The organism is Rhodoferax ferrireducens, assembly GCF_031458075.1.
Taxonomy (GTDB): domain Bacteria; phylum Pseudomonadota; class Gammaproteobacteria; order Burkholderiales; family Burkholderiaceae_C; genus Rhodoferax_B; species Rhodoferax_B ferrireducens_A.
The window spans coordinates 841,436-859,168 of record NZ_JAVDXT010000001.1 but is presented as its reverse complement, the minus strand read 5'-3'; the positions used below and the strand labels follow the sequence as shown (position 1 = coordinate 859,168).

Below are 17,733 nucleotides of genomic sequence, written 5' to 3'. Positions count from 1 at the left end.
GGCATGTCATGGGTTCAACAATCCGATAAACACCTCTGCCGCTACCGCTTTGCTGAAATAAAAACCTTGCGCATCGGGGCAGCCGCGGGATAACAGGAAATCGATCTGTTGGGTCGTTTCGACGCCCTCGGCCACGACTTTCAGATCCAGACCATGGGCCATTGCAATGATCGCGGTGACCAACGCGGTGGCATTACGGTCCTGGCCGATCCCACGCACGAACGATTGGTCAATTTTCAACACCTGAATCGGAAAGCGCTGCAGATACGCCAGACTGGAGTAACCGGTTCCAAAGTCATCCAGCGTCAGCTGTATGCCCATCCGACAGAGCCGATTAAGAATGTCGAGGACGTCGTCGCTACGCTGCAGCAGGAGACTCTCCGTTATTTCCAACTCAAGGCTGGAAGCGCTCAGGCCGGTTTCTTCGAGAATCGCCGCAATCCGTTCGCAGAAGTGTGGCTGGTAAAACTGGCGTGCGGACAAATTGACCGCGACGCGCAGTTGCGAGTAACCGGCATCCTGCCATTGCTTTAGCTGGCGGCAGGCCTCCCGCAATATCCATTCGCCAAGAGGCAGGATCAAGTCGGTTTCTTCGGCAATCCAAATGAAATCTGGACACGAAACCGGCTCAGCACCCGGAAGGTGCCAGCGCAACAAGGCCTCGCATGAAAGGATGGCGCCGTTGCCCATATCTACCTGAGGCTGGTAGTGCATCACAAACTCGCCTTTAGCCAAGGCTTGCCGCAATTGGTTTTCCAACGCCAGGCGCTGCTGCGCGGCCTGATTGAGTGCGGGGGTGAAAAACTCGTAGTTCCCTCGACCGCGCACCTTGGCATGGTTCATAGCAGTGTCAGCCGCGCGCATCAAAATATGGACATCCGTGCCATCACCCGGATACAAGCTGATGCCGATGCTGGCACTCGCATGCAGTTCGTTACCATCCACTAAGACAGTTTGCCCCAAAACATCCAGTACCCTTTGGGCCGCGAGTGCGGCATCACCGGCGCCCGATAACAATGGCAAACACAACGCAAACTCGGCGCCGCCGGAGCGGGCCAGACTATCTCCTTCGCGCAAACTTGCTTGCAAGCGAGCCGCAACCAGTTGCAGGAAACTATCACCGCTCTTGTGTCCCAATGAATCGTTGATGTATTTGAAATAGTTCAGACCAATGAAAAGCACCGCCACCTGCGAGCGATTTCGGTGTGCATACGCAATCGCCTGCGTGATACGGTCCTCCAGCAACTCGCGGTTGGGCAACCCGGTCAATGCATCATGGTGGGCCATATAGCGGATGCGTTCTTCGGCTTGCTGACGCTCGGAGATCTCTATATGCAGGGCATCAATCGTGGCGGCTAATTCGGCGGTGCGCTCCAACACTCGGCGCTCCAGATCGTCATTGGCCTGGCGCAGTGCCTGCTTGGCCTGGCTACGCTCCATGGAATAACGTATGGCGCGCACCAACAAAGCAGAATCGACATGTCCCTTGACCAGATAGTCCTGCGCACCGGACTGCACGGCCTGAACGGCAATATCCTCGTCGCTCAGGCCGCTCAAAACGACCAAGGTGGGCACGGCTGGGACCCGCTCAAACACGGTTAACAAGGTGGCCAATCCACTGCTTTCAGGTAAACCCAGATCCAACAGCAACACATCCGTCGATTGGCTTTGGAGATGCGTTATTCCGTCGGTCAAGTTGTCGACCCAGGTCAATAGATACACGGGTTCTTGCAGCTGTTCGAGCATGCACTGGATCAACCGGGCATCGCCTGGGTTGTCCTCGATCAATAAAATTTTGGTGGGGCTAGTGCTCATCACGTTACCTTGGTGGCAGTGTCACGATGCTGAGCCAGAAGTCCTCAATAGTTCGCACGATCTTGGTGAACTGCGTGAAGTCGACCGGCTTGGTGATATAGCAGTTCGCATGCAGGCTGTACGCACGCACCACGTCTTCCTCGGCGTGTGAGGTGGTCAGTATGACCACCGGTATTAACTTCAAGTTTTCATCCCCTTTGATGTCTTCCAGCACTTCCCGGCCATTCTTCTTCGGCAGGTTCAAGTCCAGCAAAATCAAGTCGGGACGCGGGGCGTTGGCATAGTCACCCCGCCGATGCAAGTAGTCCAGCGCCGCCGCCCCGTCCTCCACTACCCGCAGCGTGTTCAATATCTTCGCATCCTTCAGTGCTTCCTGGGTCAGCCGGACGTCGCCCGGGTTGTCTTCGACCATCAGTATCTCGATCGGACGCACCCCTTGTATTTCGTTCATGGCGTCTATCCTGGTGCTTTTGGCAAAGTGAAGTTAAAAATAGAACCCCGTCCATGCTCCGACTCGACCCAGATTCGTCCACCGTGTCGTTCGACAATCTTCTTGCAAAGCGCTAGGCCAATGCCAGTGCCGGGATACTGGCGCCGGTTATGCAGACGCTGGAACATGACGAAGATGCGGTCGAAGTATTCCGGCGTAATACCGATGCCGTTATCCTTCACTTCAAAGCGCCAGAATTCATTCTCCGATTCAACCCGCACCTCGATCAGCGGCGCCTGCGCGCCGCGAAACTTGATCGCATTGGCCAGCAGATTCTGAAACACTTGCGTCAATTGAGCCGTGTCTCCTAATACCACGGGCATTGGGGCACACAAAATGTGTGTACCGCTTTCCTGGATTGCCATGCGCAAGCTCAGCAGTGCCGCTTTCAGCACCGCGTCGCAATTGATCGCCTGTAAGGATTTGGCCTTGGTGCCAACCCGCGAATAACTCAGCAAATCGTCAATCAATGCCTGCATGCGCTTGGCGCCGTCAACGGCAAACCCGATAAATTCATGCGCTTCGGCATCCAGCTTGCCTTCATAGCGCTGCTCTAGCAGCTGCAGGTAGCTCGCCACCATTCGCAACGGTTCCTGAAGATCATGTGACGCCACATAAGCCAACTGTTCCAGTTCCGCGTTGGAACGGGCCAACTCCTGCGAACGTTCCGCCAGCACCGCCTCGGCTTTTTGACGTACGGCTATTTCCTGTTGCAACTGCTGATTCTGCGATAACAGTTGCCGCCGCATAAGCTGCAAGCTCAGATGCGTATTGATACGCGCCAGCACCTCTTCGGCATGAAACGGCTTGGTCACGTAGTCGACCCCACCGAGCTTGTAGGCGGTAACCTTGTCACTGATGTCAGACAGGGCGGTCATGAAAATGACGGGTACATCCTTCGTGATGCCATGTGATTTCAACTTGCGGCAAGTTTCAAAGCCGCCGATTCCCGGCATCATCACGTCCAGCAAAATCAGGTCCGGTGGTGCAAATTGCGCACGCTCAATACCTTCTTCGCCATCCTGGGCCACCATCACCGAAAAACCATGGCTGACGAGATGCTCAGCCAGCACGGCCACATTAACCGGTGTGTCATCCACGATCAGAATGACGGGTCTTAGCGCCTCAGAACCCGTGCTGGTATTCATAACGGCCTGTTAAAAATAAACGTATTGACGACAAAAAGTATAGGCTTGTGCTCTTCGTTTGCAATAAGGGCAGGCACTAAGCGATCATGGCTGCTGAGATAACACTTTCGCAAGGTTTAGGATGGCCTTGGACTGATAGCCCTTGGCCAACACTCGCAATTGGTTGGTGAATGGTCGATAACGTTCATCAAGATCATCCAAATCGCTTGCCCAACGCAGAATATCCTGCATGTTCCCCATGCGCGCAAGTCGATAAAGATCGTCGATTTCCGGTTGTGGCGGCAGAGTGAGCGCACCGGTCGCAACGTCCATTTCGAAGCCTAGTTGATACAGCATGGCGCCCGCCACTGCCCGGCTGTCTGCGACATCAGCCACCACCCCCATTTTTTTACGCGGCCCCTGGTAGCCGGCGACCTGCAGCCCACTGGCCGCTTCTGTTTTTGACTCGATCCGTGGTAAATCCAGTTCAAACCAAAAGGTGCTGCCTTCGCCTACTTGGCTCTTGACGTAAATCTGCCCCCCCATCAATTTCACCAGTTGCCGACTGATGGCAAGGCCGAGGCCGGTACCGCCGGCCCGACGCTGTATATCCCCGGCTTGCTCGAACGGCTCGAAAATGGCGCCCAACTGGGTGCTATCGATGCCAATGCCGCTGTCACGGGCCTCAAAACATATTCGACCAGTTGCCAACATGCTCACACAAAAACTGACTGTGCCACGATCGGTAAATTTGACCGCATTCGATAGAAGATTGAGCAAGATCTGCCGCAGTCGCTTCTCGTCAGCCCTTACGCACATCGGCAAGTCAGGCGCCAAGTCGCAGCGGAAGTCCAAGTCTTTCTGCGCAGCTTTCACGGCAATCATCTCGGCAATCAAGCGCAAGAACCGAATGAATGGCATGTCGGTCAGATTGAGATCCAACTTGCCAGCGTCGATCTTGGCGGAGTCCAGAATGTCGTTGATCAGCGTCAACAAATGCTCGCCACTTTGCTGAATCACGTCGAGTGCCGAAATTTGCGATTCGTCCAACGTCTTGTTCCGCTGCAGTAGCTGCGTGTAGCCCAGAATCCCATTAAGCGGTGTGCGCAATTCATGGCTCATGTTGGCAAGGAAGACGCTCTTGGCGGCATTGGCTGCCTCGGCATTCTTGCGGGCGGTGCGCTCCGCTTCGGCCTGCTTACGCTCGGTCAGGTCGAGCACGTAAGCAACACCATGTTCTTGCGAGTCTTCGAAGAGCGTGGAGCCCACCAGCACCGAAACGTAGCGCCCGTCCTTGTGCAAATATTCCTTTTCGTACGGGGGGCAAGTACCGGTTCTTCGCAGCTCCACCGCTTTCTGTTCATCGAGCGCGTAATATGCCGGCGGCGTGAGGGTGGTCCACTGCATTGCCCCAGACAGCAGATCTCCGCGGTCATACCCCACAATATGCAAGAAAGCGTCGTTCGCCTCGCCGATTCCGCCCTGCATATCGAAAAAGAAGACACCAATGATGTTGGATTCGACAAGACGGCGGATACGCGAATTTCGTTCTTGTAGCGCTGCCTCCGCTCTTTTGCGCTCAGCATTTTCCTGTTGAAGAGCGGTAAAGAGCTGGGCATTTTCAAGCGAGATGGCAGCCTGGCTTGCCAACAGCTCCAGTACTTTTACACGGCTTGACGTGAAGGAATGGGTGGCAAGATTGTTTTCCAAGTAAAGCAAACCTATGAGCGCGGATTGCCGAAGGATAGGTAGGCACAGCACGGACTTGCGGCGCTCATGCATAAAGTAACGGTCTGTCGAAAATGGGTGCGGTGCGGCAGCGTCCATCAACAGCACCTGTTCCCGGCTGCGGCGGACGTAGTTGAGCATGCTTGCGGGCAAAGAGTCCTGCGCTTGCGTCTGTCCGGCGTACAACCGCACCTGTACCGTCTGTTGTTCGACGCTGGCATCGGCAGCAACTAACAGCTCTTCGTTGCGTACCAGCAGCAAGGTGCCGGTCTGGGCACCCGCATTTTCGATAACGATACGCAGGAGGGTCTCGACCAGTTCGTCCAGCACGATCTGGCCGGAGATGGCTTGCGAAGCCTTGGCGACCGACAGCAAATCGAGCTGGGTCACATCGGTAAGTGGCGTGCCAGAAGCCCCTGCGGTTTGCGCGCGCAACTGCGGATAGCGCTCATCGAGCTGCCCTACCTTGCCATCCGCACCCCAGCGCACATAGCAATCACGTGCTTGCCGCAGATAAGTGTCGGTAAAGGAAACGAATCCATGCGTGCTGCAGAACCCAGCGGCCAGTTCGCATGCGAGTCCCTCATTCTGGATAAAACCATGCTCGCGGGCTGACTGAATTGCTTGCTCGTAAAGATGCATCGCATCCAATTCTCGGCCGTCGATACGCGCGATCTCTGCAGAAACCAGTGCCGCCCGATTGCCAAAATTCCCGGGACAGTTTTGTGCCCATTCCTCCAATTGTTTGCAATAGCCGGTCAATGCTGCGCGGTGCTCAATGCGTTCCTCGGGATTGGTCTGGTTGTGGTGTGCAGCACATGCGAGTGCGCCATAAAAATGGTATTCAACCATCTCGATGTGCGACGGTGAGGTCCATAACAGGCGCTGCGCCTTCGCGGCTGCAGCTAGGGCGCCAACGTAGTCGCCAGCAAGATACCGTGCCTGCAATTTGCGTATCCAATACCAGCAGGCGGCGATCGCCAGGCGTGGATCCCTCTCCAGGTGCCGCTCAAATTGCTCTTCATTGAATTCGGCATCGTTGAAGGAGGCAAAACTGGGGGTTACGCCACGCAAAGTTCGGATCAGCTGCAGCTGTCCGGTCAGGATATCGGCCACCAGCCCGAAGCGGGCCTTGCGCGCAAAATCAAGCCCATTTTCTGCCTCACGCTGTATTTCGTCGAGCAACTCACCACCAGCAAGCAGATTGGTGATCAAGTGATTGCAACTGTACGACGAGAAGGTTAGATCGCCGTTTTCATTGGCAACATCAAAAGCACGCCGCACCCACGCGCAGCCGGTATGGAACGGCCGCGTCCACGGATTGACGACATTCCCAAAATGCACGTACACACGGGCCTTAAAACGGTCCAGTCCGCGCAGATCCACCAGGTCCAACCCCAATTTTCCAAAACGGAACCCGTCCTGATAATTGCCGAAACGTGGTCCCAAGAACATGCCGAGCCACGCATATCCGAGACATGACCCATCACTGTGGCCGTGCTCCAGGCTGAGGTTGGCCATGCGGCCCACGACCAGCCCCGATAGATTCTCGTCCGTGAACAAGGCCGGCGGTAAAAGGGTCGTGAGCACATCCATGGTCGCGCGTGAATGGGGATCATCCATCAAGGGCAAATCAATCAGCGCCTCGATCTCACGTTGACCGAGCTGCTGCCGGATGCGCTCGAATTCCTGCTGCACCTCGTCGCGGCTCGGATGGGACGACCATTGCACACCTACGCGCGACAGGTAGTCGAGACCCGCCTCGACTGCGCGGTCGCTGCGATCAATGGTTGTGAAGAGGTTGATGCGCGCGCAGGTGACGGCCGCCAAATCGGCGTGGTCTCCAGCGAAACCGGTCAGCGCCGCAAGGTGTTCGTCCGCCGCGGCCAGATCGCCTGTCAGGTACTCGCACTCGGCCCGGTGGAACTCGAGCCAGAAGGTCAGCCCATAGCACCGGTCCCAACTGTCTTGCACCAATAATGCACGACCTACCGCAAGGTACTTTAGCGCGGCAGAATACGCGGTCGCTTCCTTGGCGCGCCTACCTGCGAAGAGGTTGAGTTCGGCGAGCCGCTCGCGCTCGCCAGACAAAACAATCAGTTCGGTGCCACGGTTGAACTGGTTCACGATTTCGAAGATTTTTTCCTCAATCTCCTTCGGCGCCATTTTCGACGCGAGTAGCCTGCCGATTCTGAGGTGTTGCGCCGCGCGCTCACTGACCGGAATCAGCGAATAGGCTGCCTCCTGGATGCGATCGTGGAGGAAGGTATAACTGCCATCTGAGTGAAACACTAGCCCTGCACAAACCGCCTCCCAAAGCGCTGCATGGATGTCGGCCTCCGGTATCCCGCGAATCAGGCTCAAGTGGGCGGTCGTAGCGCTGCTGCCAAAGCAGCCGAAAAGTTTTAACGCTTCCTGCGCTGCGGAGGACAGACGATTCAGCTTGCCCACCATAAGGTCGACGACGTTGTCGGTAAAACCCTTGGCACGAATGCTGTCGAGGTCCCAGGTCCAGGTGCCTAAGCCTGGCACGAATGCAAGCATGCTCTCTTCCGCCAGCGCGGAAATGAACTGGATCGTGAAAAATGGATTGCCGCCGGTCTTCTCTTGCAGCAACTGCGCCAGGCTCCGCACATGTTCCTGCTCGCAGTGCAGGGTAACGGCCAGCAGCCGTGCTACGTCGCCCAGCGCCAAGGGTGTGAGCACGATTTCGTGCAACGCCACTTGCTTTGCCCGACGCATCGCGTCCAACGAGCGCACCAAAGGATGTAAAGGGTCAACCTCGTTATCCCGATAGGCGCCAATCAACAGCAGGTAACGCACTGCCGGATCAGCCAGCAATTGCTCAAGCAGCTCCAGCGTCGCCGCATCCATCCATTGCAAGTCATCCAGAAACAGCACAAGCGGATGCTCGGGTTGCGCGAATACGCACAGGAAGCGCCGCAGCACCGTTTGAAAGCGCGTGTGCGCCTCCTGCGGCGGCAGCTCTTTCGCAGCAGGCTGCTTTCCGATCAGGAACTCAAGTTCGGGAATGAGTGCTACGACCAACTGCCCATGCTTGCCCAATGCTCCTTGCAGCGCATCTCTCCATCGGCTCACCTCCGCTTCGCTCTGGCCGAGGATTTGCCGCACCAGCGTGCGGCAAGCCTGGGCCAGCGTGGCGTACGGAATGTCGCGCTGGTATTGCTCAAACTTGCCAGCCGCGAATAAGGCGTGCCGCAGTACCAGCACCTGGTGCAGTTCACCGACCAACGCCGACTTGCCGATACCAACATAGCCGGACAGCAGCACCAATTCTGGTGCGCCATCGACGGCGACCCGCTCAAAAGCCGCGGCCAGAAGCGCAATCTCAGCCTCTCGTCCATACAGTTGCTCTGGGATCAACAATTGGGCCGAGGCGTCGTGTCGACCAAGCGGAAAAATGTCGATTTTTCCTTTCGACTGCCATTGCAACAAGCAGTGACGCAAATCGGCATCCAGGCCGGCGGCGGTCTGGTAGCGCTCCTCTGCCGCCTTGGTCAACAGCTTCATGACGATGGCCGACAGCAGCTCCGGAACACCGCCCACACGCTCGGCGGGTGGCGTGGCCTGCAGAGCGAGATGGCAATGCATCCACGCAATTGGATCTGCGGCGGTAAACGGCAGTACTCCGGTCAGCATTTGGTAGAGCGAGACACCGAGCGCATAGAGGTCGCTACGGGAATCGATAGAGCGGTTCATACGACCGGTCTGCTCGGGTGCCATATAGGCCAGCGTACCGGCAAGATCCTCGGGCGACGCTAGCACTTGGCGCTCGCGCAGCAGGCGGCTAGCAATGCCAAACCCCATCAGATGGACCGCGCCGCTGCGCGCATCTACTAGAACATTGGCGGGCTTGACGTCTTTATGGATGATGCCCTGCGCATGCAAATGCGCCAGCGCCGTCGCCAGACCGCTCGCAATCCGCAAGAACAGGCCCGGCTCCATCGCTTGCCCGAGCAGACCTTCAAGCGGTTCCCCACCGGGGTCCTCCAACATGAGAAACGAGTGGCCATCTCGGCGAATCAACTCCAGAGGACAAACCGCCCACTGCGGATCGAGTTCCTCTCTCAAAGCATATTCATTAGCGAGTCGTCCAAGGCTCGCCAATGCCGGAGAATCGCCGGCCGGCGTCAACGCTAGCCTAGTTACGTCGACATCCGGCTGTTGCACCCTATACAGCACGAACTCTGCATCGCATCGCACGATCTCGGTTTGCCAGCCTGACGGTGTGCGAGGGAGAGCCATTGCAACATTGGTTCGAAATACAAAAGCGTCATCCCAGTCCACCGGCATCTTGTCCGGAACGACGGGCGCAACGAAAATCCGCCTTTTAGAGAGGATTTGACGAGGCTAGTATGTCAGTTTCAGCACAGCGTCGCAATCGTGGATGCCTGCCAAAAATTGGATGCCTGGATTGACGGATCGGCGGACATGCCGCACCATCGAACGCGAGCAACAGTGGTATTTCCTTCGCATTGACAGATGGATGAGAACAACCAATATGAAGCACGTCATGAAGAAAATTTCAACGTTGGCCATCAGCGTACTGTCCGCGTTTGGTGCACAAATTGCTGAGGCAGCGCCACTTTGCGAAAAATCGCAAATCCGGTTGGTCAATTCGATGCGCGAGATCGCGCAACCTTATCACGCCAATCTGGATAAAGGCGGCCGCCTGTTTGCACAATGGGCGGGGCTCGAGCAGCGCTACGTGCTGCAGCTCAACCAAGGCGATTCCGACAAGCAGGTATCGCTGATGCGGGGCATTTTGAGCACCAACCCCAAATGCACGATCTTCAATGTCGAACCGAATTCCGATCCTGTCATCAAGCCTATGGTCGACACCGCCAATCGGTCCGGCGTCTGGATCGTCACGCATTGGGCGCATGGTGAGGGACTGCATCCGTTTGACAGCAACCCGCAATGGGTTGCGCATGTGGCGGTCAACAGCCTCGATGCCGGCGTGGCGATATCGAAAATTCTGGTCGACGCGATCGGAGGCAAAGGCGGCATCGTAGCCCTGCAGGGTCGGCTCGATACCGATCCCGCACGCAAACGCTTTGCCGGCTTGCAGCAGGTGCTGAAAGACCAACCAGGCATCCAGCTTCTGGATCAGCAGACTGCCAATTGGGACCGCACGGCAGCCTTTCCGGTCATGCAGACCTGGCTGGCCAAATACGGCACCCAGATCAAGGCGGTGTGGGCAGCCAATGACGATATGGCCCTGGGAGCACTCGAAGCCTTGCGCGCAGTGGGCTTGGCCGGCAAGATTCCCGTGGTCGGAGTGGATGGCATTCCGGAGGCAATCGACGCCATCGCCAAAGGAGAGATGAGCGCCACGGTATCGAGCGATGCCTATTACCAAGGCAGCATCGGCTTGGCGATGGGGGTGTGCGTGCTCACCGGACAGGTGCCGCTGCCAAAGACCTGGCCAAAGGAGCGGCGCGAGTTTTACCTGAAGCTACAGATCATCACCAAAGCTAATGCTGGGCAGTTTCGCGGTGACCCGCAAGCATCGGCTTACGCGCCAGAATGGGATTGCGCCAATTTATGGAGCCGCAGCACCGGCAAGGCATTTTGAGGCTCACCCATTGGCAGCTCTGGGGACCCGGCCTCGCGCTGACCATCTTGTGTCTCGGCTTTAGCCTGGTCGAGCCACGCTTCGCTACGCTGGAAAATTTGCAAGTGATTGCGGACCGCGCAGCCATTCCACTGATCCTGGCAGTCGGGATGACATTTGTGGTGCTGCAGGGATCGATCGATTTGTCAATCGAAGGCGTCATGGCGGCTTGCTCGCTGACGGTCGCAATGCTGATCCTCAATAGCCGCAGCGGGCTCAATCTTGGGTCACTGGGCATCGCGCTGGCCTTGCTGCCGGGCCTACTTATCGGCTTTTTGAATGGCCTGCTGGTCACGCGACTGCGCGTACCTTCTTTCATGGCTACGCTGGGCGCCTGGTCGGTCGCCTTTGGACTGGCGATGCTGGTGTCCGGTGGCCAGCCACCGCTGATCCAGGAGCAATCGTTCCGCAGCTTCGGTCTCGGCAGGACCTGGGCGGTATCGAACCTGGCACTGGTCGCCATCGTGGTGCTGGCATTCGGTTATGTACTGCAGAATTACACGCGCTTTGGACGCTACAGCCTGGCAATTGGCGGAGGAGAAGAACTGGCACGCCTTTCCGGCCTGCCAGTCGATCGCTACAAAGTGGCGGCATTTGCCGTTTCCGGCCTATTGGCCGGCCTGGCCGGCGTTCTGGGGTCTGCACGGATTGGCCTCGGTCATGTCGACATCGGCCTGGGGCAGATGTTGTCCACGATCACCGCCGTGGTGATCGGTGGAACTTCGCTAAGCGGAGGCCGCGGCGGCATACTGCAATCGGCGCTGGGAACGCTGATACTGGCCGTGCTGGCGAATGGAATGATCTTCGTCGGCATCACACCCGACCTGCAGAAGGCAGTCGAAGGCGCCATCATTCTGTCTGCGTCACTGCTGGCAACCTGGCGCCTGCGCAGCCCCCTGCGGATTGTCCGGTGACGCACCCCGTGCTGCGCGTAGAGCAGGTGAGCAAGAGTTTCGGCGGTATCCGCGCGCTGAACGACGTATCCATCGAAATCCGGGCAAGCGAAGTAGTTGGACTTATCGGCGCCAACGGCTCCGGCAAATCGACGTTACTGAAAGTGCTGAGTGGTCTGTGCCAACCCGACTCCGGTCGCATCACGTTACGTGGCGAGATACTCAAACTGAAAGGGGTTGCCGACGCAGCCAAAGCCGGCATTGGTATGGTGTTCCAGGAGTTGTCGCTGCTGCCCAATCTAAGCGTCGCGGAGAACATCATGCTGGGCCACGAAGATGCTGCGCTACGCGCCGGCTTCTACGACTGGAAGGCGCTACGCGCGCTGGCTGCGGTGCAACTCGGCAAACTCGGCTCCCGCATTTCACCGTCGGCGCGAACCGACAGCTTGTCTTTCGCCGAACAGCAAGTAGTCGAACTGGCGAAAGTTCTGGCTATCGAGGAGCGCTCACATAACGAACCGGTCATCTTGCTGGATGAGCCCACTTCGATGCTGGACGCAGCGCACATCGAGGCGGTCCTGGAGCAGATCGAACGCCTGCGCGGGCGCTCCTCGGTGTTGTTCGTCACCCACCGGCTGGATGAGGCGCTACGCGTCTGCGACCGTATTTACGTACTGAGTGAAGGCCGCTGCGTGGCGCAACGTGATCGGGCAAACTTCGGCATCGCCGATCTGCAGCAGCACATGTTCGGGCACAAACTCGGTGTCGCCCGCTCTGATCCCGGGGAATCCCCGCACCCCAAAACAAAATCCGGTCTGAGCGTCCGCGCCCTCTGCCGCCTCCCTAGCTACCGCGACATCAACTTTGATCTGTCGAGCGGAGAAATACTCGGCATCGCCGGCGTGGCCGGATCTGGGCGTGAAAGCCTGTGCCGCGCGCTATTCGGTATCGAACCGCCCGATAGCGGCGAGATCGTGCTCGATGGACAGACTCTTCAACTTGGCGAACCTGCCGATGCGGTCCGGCTTGGAATCGGGTATGTACCGGCTGAACGCCGTATAGAAGGTATCGTCGCCGGTCTGAGCATTCTGGAAAACATGACACTGGTCCATCTCGGCGGTTTGTGTCGCGGTCCATTTCTAGACCATGCCCGCGAGAAAGCCTTGGTCACCCATTGGATCAAGCAGTTGCACATCACACCCGGCGCGGCGGCAACCCCGGCCCAGCATCTCAGCGGGGGCAACCAGCAAAAAGTCGTGCTTGCCAAGTGGCTGGTTGCAGGCGCGCCCAAAATTCTGATCCTGGACCATCCATTGCGGGGACTGGATGTGGGTGCCCAGAGGGACATCACACTTCTGATCCGCGAACTCGCCCAAAGTGGGATCGGCATTTTGCTGATTGCCGATACTTACGAAGAGTTGATCACACTGAGCGACAGCATCATTGTGATGAAAGACGGCGTGGTTTCTGGCCATTTCCCCGCAGCCACAACGAAGCCATCCGAACTTCAGATTCTGGAGCGGATGACCTAGCATGCGACGCGCCATCCGACCGTTCTTCCCACTGGGTGTTCTGCTCGCTCTTGTCGCTACCGTGGGCACGGTGGAGCCGTCTTTTCTTTCGCTTGACAACCTCAGCCTGCTGGCGGGGGAATCCAGCGTAATCCTGCTGCTGGCCACCGGTCAGACCCTGGTGCTTTTACTCGGCGGTATTGATCTGTCGATGGCCGCGCTCGCCGCGCTGGTGTCGGTGTGGATCGCGCTCACGTTGCCGACACTGGGGGCCGGTGTGGTGCTGGGCGCACTCGCCCTGAGTAGCCTGCTCGGTGCTGCACAGGGGTTTCTGCACGCACGTGCGCAACTGCCCTCGGTCATCGTCACGCTCGCCGGACTCGGTTTGTGGTCCGGCATTGCGCTGGCGATTGCCCACACCAGCGTCCCCATCAGTGCCGGTTATTCCGCCATCGGCTGGCTGGATGGCAACAGCTTTGGCGTCCCCCATGCATTCGCATTCGCAGCTACAGCGCTCGGCGTGCTGGCTACGTTGATGCATCGCTTACCGCTCGGGCGTACCGTTTACGCGATTGGCTTGAACCCGAAAGTGGCCATTCTCTCCGGCATCCGTGTGGGACGGGTGAAGATTTTCGCCTTCGCAGTGAGTGGACTGTTTTCAGGGCTGGCCGGCATGACGATGGCGGCGCGCACCTACAGCGGCAGCCCGTCGATTGCCGACAGCCTACTGCTACCCAGCATCACTGCAGTCCTGATCGGCGGCACAGCCATGACCGGCGGTGTGGGCGGATTCGCCCGCACCTTGATTGGCGTATTGACGGTTACGGTACTGCGCATCGGCATCGCCGCGATCGGCATCGACCCCGCATACGAACCCATCGTCTACGGCGTGCTGGCCGTCGCAGCCGTGGCGCTCAACACCGATCGCTCTACCCTCTTTGCAGTGAAGTAAATATTCCCAACCTGGGAGCGGCCAACCTGGTTTTGCAGCAAGGTCGGTCCGCTTCGGCTGGTAGTTAAACGGTGTGGGCCAACTTGTGGGTATGAACTACATGGCTGGTGTGGACATGCGCCGAGCGCACCGGCTGGTGCGCCACTTTGACGTGGTGCTTCACCACCTTTTTGGCGGTAACCCGGTGTACATGTTTGGCAGGATGGACGACCGCCTTCAGATGCGTAGGCTTTGCAGATTCCACTGCGGCCGTAACGGCCGGGGCTTGGGCAAAACTGGCGGCGCTGGCAGCGGTCAAAGCGAGGGCGGCAATCAGGGTCTTGGCTTGCATGGTAGCTCCTGGAAGGTAACGGTGGGTAAATGCATACGGATGGCAGGGCTGCATGGAGTGTTTATTTCCATAGCTATGCAACGCCCGCTGCCCTGCAACAGACAGACGTAAGTGTCTGCAAAGTTTTGTAATCCTGCGCCACAATGCCCGCATGCAACGCAGAAACCTCTTCCCCACCCTTCTCCCCGCCCTGTTCGCCGTCGCCCTGCTGCCCTGGAATGCCAGCGCCCAGACCGGCGCCCCGATCCGCCTGGTCGTGCCCTATGCGGCCGGCGGCCCCATCGACGCTACCGCGCGCATCCTGGCCGAAAAGGTCAAGGACACGCTGGGGCCGGTGATCATCGACAACAAGCCCGGCGCCGGCGGCAACATCGGCGCCGACCTTGTGGCCAAGGCCGCGCCCGACGGCCTGACCATCGGCATCGCTGCCACCGCCACCCACGCGGTGAACCCCTGGCTGTACCGCAAGATGCCGTACAACGCCGCCACCGACTTCGCGCCCATCACCCAGATTCTGCGCGTGCCGAATGTGCTGGTCATGAATGCTGACACCGCCAAGCGCCTGAACATCAACACCCTGGTCGATCTGGTGCGCTACGCCAAGGCCAATCCCGGCAAGCTGAACTTTGCCTCGGGCGGCAATGGCAGTGCCGGCCACCTGGCGGGTGAGATGTTCAAGGCCCAGGCCGGCATTTTTGCGGTGCACATCCCTTACAACGGCGGCAACCCGGCCCAGCTGGCCTTGTTGTCGGGCCAGGTCGATTTCAACTTTGACAACCTGGCCACCGCAGCCCCCAACATCCGCGCCGGCAAGCTGAAGGCGATTGCCGTCACCACGCTGCAGCGCAGCAGCTTCCTGCCCGATGTGCCGCCGATGGCCGACACCTTGCGCGGCTTTGCCATCGACACCTGGTGGGGCCTGGTCGCCCCCGTGGGCACACCCAAGGACACGCTGGCCCGGCTGAACCAGGCATTTGTCAGCGCACTGCAGTCGCCCGACACCCATGCCCGCTTCGCCAGCCTGCTGGCCGAGCCTGTGCCCACCACGCCGGACGCGTTTGGCGCCTTCATGGCCAGCGAGCGCAGCAAGTACGCAAAAGTAGTGAAAAACTCGGGTGCCCAAGTGGACTGAGGCAAGGTCCGGGTGTAGCATATTCTTACAAAGCATTTAGGCCGCTGGCGCATATTCAGCATGCGCAAGCAGCTACAGTATCAATAGCAAATCAGATTATTTGCCGAACCAACCTGTATGACTAATGCGATACCACCCTGCCCCGCGCTCCCGGCCCATCTCCCGCAAGCTATGGTGCAGCTGATACAGACGGCCGCGTTCTGACCGCCACCATGCGCTTTTCCACACCTACGGCCCTGCTGCGCACCTGGCTGGGCTGGATGGCGATGGCCGGCCTGCTGGCCCTGGTTTCCCTGTTCCATGCACCGGCTGCGGCGCAGGCGGCCACCAGCGTCGGCAACGCACCGGAGTACCTGCTCGGCCCTGGCGTGCAGATGCTCGAAGACCCGGGCCGCAGCCTGGTGCTGGAACAAGTCCTGCAAGCCGACACCCAGCAGCGCTTCACCCCCTTGGCCAGCCATGGCAATGCCAGCAATTTTGGCCTGACCCAATCGGCCATCTGGCTGCGCATCCATCTGCAGACCCAGGCCAGCACACCCGCAGCCTGGCTGCTGGAAGTGGCCTTTCCCTCGCTTGACCAGGTAGAGCTGTTCACGCCGCAAGACGGCGGTGGCTTCCTGCGCCAGGTCGCGGGCGACCAGTTGCCGTTCACCGACCGGCCACTGAGCCACCGCAACCATGTGTTCCCACTGCAGCTGCGCCCCGACAGCAGCAGCACCCTGTACCTGCGTGTGACGTCCGAAGGCACGTTGTCGATTCCGCTGCGGCTTTGGCAGCCGGACGCACTGGCCCAGGACGACCACGGCAGCTACACCGCACTCGGCGTGTACTTTGGACTGCTGGCCGGCCTGGTGCTGTACAACCTGCTGCTGTTCATCTCGATCCGCGAAAAGCTGTACCTGGCCTACATCGGCTTTGCGGCCGGCATGGGCCTGACCCAGCTGGGGCTGACCGGCTTTGGCGCCGAATTCCTCTGGCCCACCCATCCGCAATGGGGCAATGCCACCACCTTGTCGAGTGCCGCCCTGGCCGGCCTGTTCGGCCTGCTGTTCACGCGCCTGTTTCTGGACACCGCCGCCCAGGCACGCCGGCTCGACCGTTGGCTGCAAGGCCTGGGCTGGCTATTTGCCATCACCGCGGTCGGCACCCTGGTGCTGCCCTACCAGCTGACTGCCCGGCTGCTGAACCTGGCCGGCATTCTGTTCTCGGTCAGCATTGCCGGCACCGGCATCTACAGCCTGCTGCGGCGCCAGCCCGGCGCAGGCTACTTTCTGGGCGCCTGGCTGGTGCTGGTGGTCGCCATTGTGGTCAAGACCACGCACAACCTGGGCTGGCTGCCCTCGCATCCGCTGGTGGTCAACGCCATCCTCATAGGCTCGGCGCTGGAAATGCTGGTGTTGGCGCTGTCGCTGGCCGACCGCATCCGCATCAGCCGCAACGACGCCAGCAAAGCCCTGACCCGGGTGCACGAAACCGAACAGGCGGCCCTGGAAACCCTGCGCGAAAGCGAACGCCAGCTGGAAGGCCGGGTGCTGGAGCGCACCCAGGCGCTCGAGCAGGCCAACCAGCAACTGCAGCAGAACGAATACCAGCTGGCCCTGCAAGCCAACCACGATGCGCTGACCGGCCTGGCCAACCGCAAGCTGCTGGACGACCGCCTGGCCGTCGCCATGGCCCATGCCAAGCGCAACCAGCACGGCTTTGCGGTGCTGATGCTGGATCTGGACGGCTTCAAGCTGGTGAATGACGAATACGGCCACGGCGCCGGCGACACCGTGCTGCAGTCGGTCGCCCTGCGCCTGACCTCCACCGTGCGCGGCGTGGACACCGTGGCGCGGGTCGGTGGCGATGAATTTGTGCTGATCCTCGACGCGGTGAACAGCGCCGCCAGCATGATGGCGATTGCCCGCAAGATCCGCGAGGCGCTGGCCACCCCCATCACCCTAGACTGCGGCCATGTGGTGCAGATCGACACCAGCATAGGCCTGGCGATCTACCCGGTGGACGGCTCCAGCGCCGAGCAATTGCTGGCCGCCGCCGACCGCGCCATGTACGCCACCAAGTCATCCCACCAAGAAGCCGCCGCCAGCCAGCGCTAGCGGGCTAGCAGATGAGG

Annotated in this window: 10 protein-coding genes and 2 pseudogenes; 6 read left to right on the top strand and 6 right to left on the bottom strand. The window is 59.3% G+C overall.

Annotated elements, in window-relative coordinates:
• Window positions 1-6: 6 nt before the first annotated feature.
• From J2X19_RS04090 to J2X19_RS04070, 5 genes and pseudogenes are all read right to left on the bottom strand, one after another.
• Window positions 7-1,815 (bottom strand): EAL domain-containing response regulator, encoded by a 1,809-nt coding sequence (locus J2X19_RS04090; RefSeq protein WP_310370882.1) that lies wholly within the window; start codon window positions 1,813-1,815, stop codon window positions 7-9.
• Between the two features lie 4 nt (window positions 1,816-1,819).
• Complete coding sequence (locus J2X19_RS04085; protein WP_310370880.1) at window positions 1,820-2,266, bottom strand: response regulator; 447 nt, start codon at window positions 2,264-2,266, stop codon at window positions 1,820-1,822.
• 5 nt (window positions 2,267-2,271) lie between these two features.
• A pseudogene (locus tag J2X19_RS04080) lies at window positions 2,272-3,012 on the bottom strand (sensor histidine kinase); the annotation flags it as partial.
• Between the two features lie 78 nt (window positions 3,013-3,090).
• Window positions 3,091-3,453 (bottom strand): annotated as a pseudogene (locus J2X19_RS04075) (response regulator); the annotation flags it as partial.
• 84 nt (window positions 3,454-3,537) lie between these two features.
• Window positions 3,538-9,468, bottom strand: a complete 5,931-nt coding sequence (locus J2X19_RS04070) for an AAA family ATPase (RefSeq protein WP_310370878.1) — start codon at window positions 9,466-9,468, stop codon at window positions 3,538-3,540.
• Between the two features lie 214 nt (window positions 9,469-9,682).
• On the opposite strand from J2X19_RS04070, the gene J2X19_RS04065 reads away from it, so the two are divergent.
• From J2X19_RS04065 to J2X19_RS04050, 4 genes are read left to right on the top strand one after another with little or no spacing between them, the layout of a single operon-like run.
• Window positions 9,683-10,759 carry a sugar ABC transporter substrate-binding protein gene (locus J2X19_RS04065; RefSeq protein ID WP_310370876.1) on the top strand — a complete coding sequence of 359 codons (1,077 nt, stop codon included), beginning with the start codon at window positions 9,683-9,685 and terminating at the stop codon, window positions 10,757-10,759.
• On the top strand, window positions 10,729-11,712 hold the full coding sequence (locus J2X19_RS04060; protein WP_310370874.1) for an ABC transporter permease: 984 nt from the start codon (window positions 10,729-10,731) through the stop codon (window positions 11,710-11,712). Before J2X19_RS04065 ends, J2X19_RS04060 begins: the two co-directional genes overlap by 31 nt.
• The gene (locus J2X19_RS04055; RefSeq protein ID WP_310370872.1) at window positions 11,709-13,223 is read left to right on the top strand and encodes a sugar ABC transporter ATP-binding protein; all 1,515 of its coding nucleotides are present in this window, start codon (window positions 11,709-11,711) and stop codon (window positions 13,221-13,223) included. The genes J2X19_RS04060 and J2X19_RS04055 overlap by 4 nt, the downstream gene beginning before the upstream one ends.
• Window position 13,224: 1 nt before the next feature.
• Window positions 13,225-14,154 carry an ABC transporter permease gene (locus J2X19_RS04050; RefSeq protein WP_310370870.1) on the top strand — a complete coding sequence of 310 codons (930 nt, stop codon included), beginning with the start codon at window positions 13,225-13,227 and terminating at the stop codon, window positions 14,152-14,154.
• Window positions 14,155-14,218: 64 nt separating this feature from the next.
• On the opposite strand, the gene J2X19_RS04045 is transcribed toward J2X19_RS04050, so the two are convergent.
• Complete coding sequence (locus tag J2X19_RS04045) at window positions 14,219-14,485, bottom strand: hypothetical protein (protein ID WP_310370868.1); 267 nt, start codon at window positions 14,483-14,485, stop codon at window positions 14,219-14,221.
• Window positions 14,486-14,636: 151 nt separating this feature from the next.
• Between J2X19_RS04045 and J2X19_RS04040 the strand changes: the two genes are divergently transcribed.
• Window positions 14,637-15,617 carry a Bug family tripartite tricarboxylate transporter substrate binding protein gene (locus J2X19_RS04040; protein ID WP_310370866.1) on the top strand — a complete coding sequence of 327 codons (981 nt, stop codon included), beginning with the start codon at window positions 14,637-14,639 and terminating at the stop codon, window positions 15,615-15,617.
• 212 nt (window positions 15,618-15,829) lie between these two features.
• The gene (locus J2X19_RS04035; RefSeq protein WP_310370864.1) at window positions 15,830-17,716 is read left to right on the top strand and encodes a 7TM diverse intracellular signaling domain-containing protein; all 1,887 of its coding nucleotides are present in this window, start codon (window positions 15,830-15,832) and stop codon (window positions 17,714-17,716) included.
• Window positions 17,717-17,733 lie beyond the last annotated feature (17 nt).

What these genes read in the sequence shown, in the direction of transcription:
- J2X19_RS04050 (WP_310370870.1), top strand. Translation starts at nt 13,225, where the DNA reads ATGCGACGCGCCATCCGACCGTTCTTCCCACTGGGTGTTCTGCTCGCT.
- J2X19_RS04065 (WP_310370876.1), top strand. Translation starts at nt 9,683, where the DNA reads ATGAAGCACGTCATGAAGAAAATTTCAACGTTGGCCATCAGCGTACTG.
- J2X19_RS04085 (WP_310370880.1), bottom strand. Translation starts at nt 2,266, where the DNA reads ATGAACGAAATACAAGGGGTGCGTCCGATCGAGATACTGATGGTCGAA.
- J2X19_RS04040 (WP_310370866.1), top strand. Translation starts at nt 14,637, where the DNA reads ATGCAACGCAGAAACCTCTTCCCCACCCTTCTCCCCGCCCTGTTCGCC.
- J2X19_RS04045 (WP_310370868.1), bottom strand. Translation starts at nt 14,485, where the DNA reads ATGCAAGCCAAGACCCTGATTGCCGCCCTCGCTTTGACCGCTGCCAGC.
- J2X19_RS04035 (WP_310370864.1), top strand. Translation starts at nt 15,830, where the DNA reads ATGCGCTTTTCCACACCTACGGCCCTGCTGCGCACCTGGCTGGGCTGG.
- J2X19_RS04090 (WP_310370882.1), bottom strand. Translation starts at nt 1,815, where the DNA reads ATGAGCACTAGCCCCACCAAAATTTTATTGATCGAGGACAACCCAGGC.
- J2X19_RS04060 (WP_310370874.1), top strand. Translation starts at nt 10,729, where the DNA reads ATGGAGCCGCAGCACCGGCAAGGCATTTTGAGGCTCACCCATTGGCAG.